The organism is Hansschlegelia beijingensis (genome assembly GCF_045505405.1).
GTDB lineage: Bacteria > Pseudomonadota > Alphaproteobacteria > Rhizobiales > Methylopilaceae > Methylopila > Methylopila beijingensis_A.
In genome coordinates this window covers 1-2,302 of sequence record NZ_JBJKEX010000434.1, presented here as the reverse complement: position 1 = coordinate 2,302, position 2,302 = coordinate 1, and the positions used below count along the sequence as shown (strand labels likewise).

Genomic DNA, 2,302 nt, shown 5'->3' with positions numbered 1-2,302 from the left:
CAGCTCGATCGGCGCCGTCGTCGCTTCGGCCATGGCTCAGGTCCTTTCGCGTTTCCGTTGGCGCTCAAGCTAAGCGGGGAGGGCGCTGCCGCAAGGGACGGTTCGACGGGGGCTCGCGAGGTCTAGCTTCGACAGCGCGACGCGGTCGGCCATCGCGATCTGCCGGGCCGCCTCCGGATGCGCCGCGATCGTCTCGGACGCCGAAGTCGCGTCGACGACGGCGAGCATGGCGGCGAGCCGGTAGCGCATCGCCAGATAGGGATGCAGCGTCAGGGTCTGCAGGATGGGAACCGGATCGGCGAGGCCGCTGGTCTCGATCGCCAGCCGCCGGAACGGCGGAATGCGGCCATTGTCCCGGGCCCGCAGGAGATCCTCGAGCGTGTTGATCAGGTCTCCGCGCAGCGAGCAGCACAGACAGCCCCCGGCGAGAGCGACCACGCCGTCCGCGACGTGCTCGACCAGCAGGTGATCGACGCCGATCTCCCCGGCCTCGTTGATCACCACCGCGGCGTCGGCGAGCGCCGGGTCGCGCAGCAGCCGGTTGAGCAGGGTGGTCTTGCCGGCTCCGAGGAACCCGGTCAGCACCGCAAGCGGGATCGGCTCCGGGCGTCTGTCGGTCATCTGCGGAACAGTCGTAGAGCTCAGAAGGCGGACTTGCCGTTGGCGGGCGCGGCGTTGCGGTAGATCGAGCCCGGCACCGGCTGGGCGCCGTCGCCTGTCTTCAGGGCGGGCTTGAGATCGATCTTCACCTTGTCGCGCTTGAGCGCCGCCGGCGCGGTCTTCGGTTTCGGAGGCGTCTTCCTGGACGCGGCCGACTTCTGGGACGCAGCCTTGCCTTTCGGAGCCGCGAGCGAGCGCACCTTGGCGGAGCCCGGCTTCACCGTCTGCCCGGCGACGGCCGGGGTCGTTCCCGGCGTCGGCGCAAAGGCCGACGGCGCGTCCTCGTCAACGCCGCTCGGCTCGCCGGCGACCTGGGTCTGCCCCGGCACGGGCGACGCGGCCACCAGGATCGGCGACACTGCCGGCTTCGTCATCAGCCGCTCGGCCCAGGGATGGTTCTCCGCCTCCTTGCGGAGCGCCATGCGCTCCTTGGCGTATGCCTTGCCGCACATCTGCTCCCGGAGGTCGAGCGTGAAGGCGGCGGTGACGTCCCTCATCGACCCGAGCGTGCCCCGCGCCGACGTCGCCTGGAAGCCGCGTTCGAAGGCGTCGATCGCCCTCTCGGAGCGCGTCAGCGGATTGGGCGCGCCGAGGATGACGGTGACCAGCTGGCGGTCGCCGCGCGTCGCGGTGGCCACCAGATTGTAGCCGGCCGAGCAGGTGTAGCCGGTCTTCATGCCGTCGGCTTCGGGATAGCGGCCGATCAGGCCATTGTGGTTGCGCAGGATCCGGTTGCCGATCCGGAGCGCCTCGATGTTGAACAGCGACGCGTGCTCTGGATGCTGCCGGAGCAGCGTCACGGCCAGCACCGCGAAGTCCCGGGCGGTGCTGCGCTGAAGATCCGGCCCCGGCCGGACCGGCAGACCGTGCGGATTGACGAAGTTCGAGTTCGTCATGCCGATCTGCTGCGCCGTCCGGTTCATCTCGGCCACGAACGCCTCGAAGCTGCCCGACACGCCCTCGGCCAGCGTGACCGCTATGTCATTGGCGGACTGCACCATCAGCATCTTGAGCGCGTCGTCGACGGTGACCGTCTGGCCGACCTGGAAGCCCATCTTGCTCGGCGGCTCGGCCTGCGCGCGGGCGCTGTAGACCAGCGGCGTCTGCGGCGTCAGTCGGCCGGCCTTTATGGCGTTTAGAACGACCAGCGTCGTCATCAGCTTGGTGAGCGACGCCGGGTACCAGGGTGTGGTCGCCTCGCTGGCCTCGAGCACGCCGCCAGTGCGGACGTCGACCACGATCATCGGATTGGCGGCCGCGACGCCGGTCCAGCCGAGCATGAGAGCGAGAAGGGGCGCCGCGAGGCGGCGGATCTGCATCGTCATCGGCGGACTCAAAACATGCGTACAGGGTCGGCGGCGCGCGACGGCTGCGCTGACCGGTCTCGGCCTTTCGGCAGGGTCATGCTTAGCCTCTGGAGCCTCAATTGCCAATCGCGGGGGCGCCGGGAGGGGCCGTCAGCTCCTGGGCGGCGACCAGTCCGGCGAAGGCCCCGCCAGAGGCGACCAGCTCGGCGAAGGAGCCGCGCTCGACGATCCGGCCATGGTCGAACACAAGTACGAGATCGGCGCTGCGCACGGTCGCGAGCCGGTGCGCGATGACCAGCGTGGCGCGCCCGCGGCGGGCCTCGTCGAGCGCGGCC

Annotated in this window: 1 protein-coding gene and 2 pseudogenes; all 3 read right to left on the bottom strand. The window is 70.2% G+C overall.

The window, feature by feature from the left end; genetic code table 11:
• Nucleotides 1-114 precede the first annotated feature (114 nt).
• Nucleotides 115-621: pseudogene (locus ACIKT0_RS17195) on the bottom strand (CobW family GTP-binding protein); the annotation flags it as partial.
• A 20-nt stretch (nucleotides 622-641) separates the two neighbouring features.
• The gene (locus ACIKT0_RS17190) at nucleotides 642-1,985 is read right to left on the bottom strand and encodes a D-alanyl-D-alanine carboxypeptidase family protein (RefSeq protein WP_407106581.1); all 1,344 of its coding nucleotides are present in this window, start codon (nucleotides 1,983-1,985) and stop codon (nucleotides 642-644) included.
• 97 nt (nucleotides 1,986-2,082) lie between these two features.
• Nucleotides 2,083-2,302: pseudogene (locus tag ACIKT0_RS17185) on the bottom strand (glucan ABC transporter ATP-binding protein/ permease); the annotation flags it as partial.

Excerpts from the sequence above, each read along its gene's own strand:
- ACIKT0_RS17190 (WP_407106581.1), bottom strand. The coding sequence starts at position 1,985 with ATGACGATGCAGATCCGCCGCCTCGCGGCGCCCCTTCTCGCTCTCATG.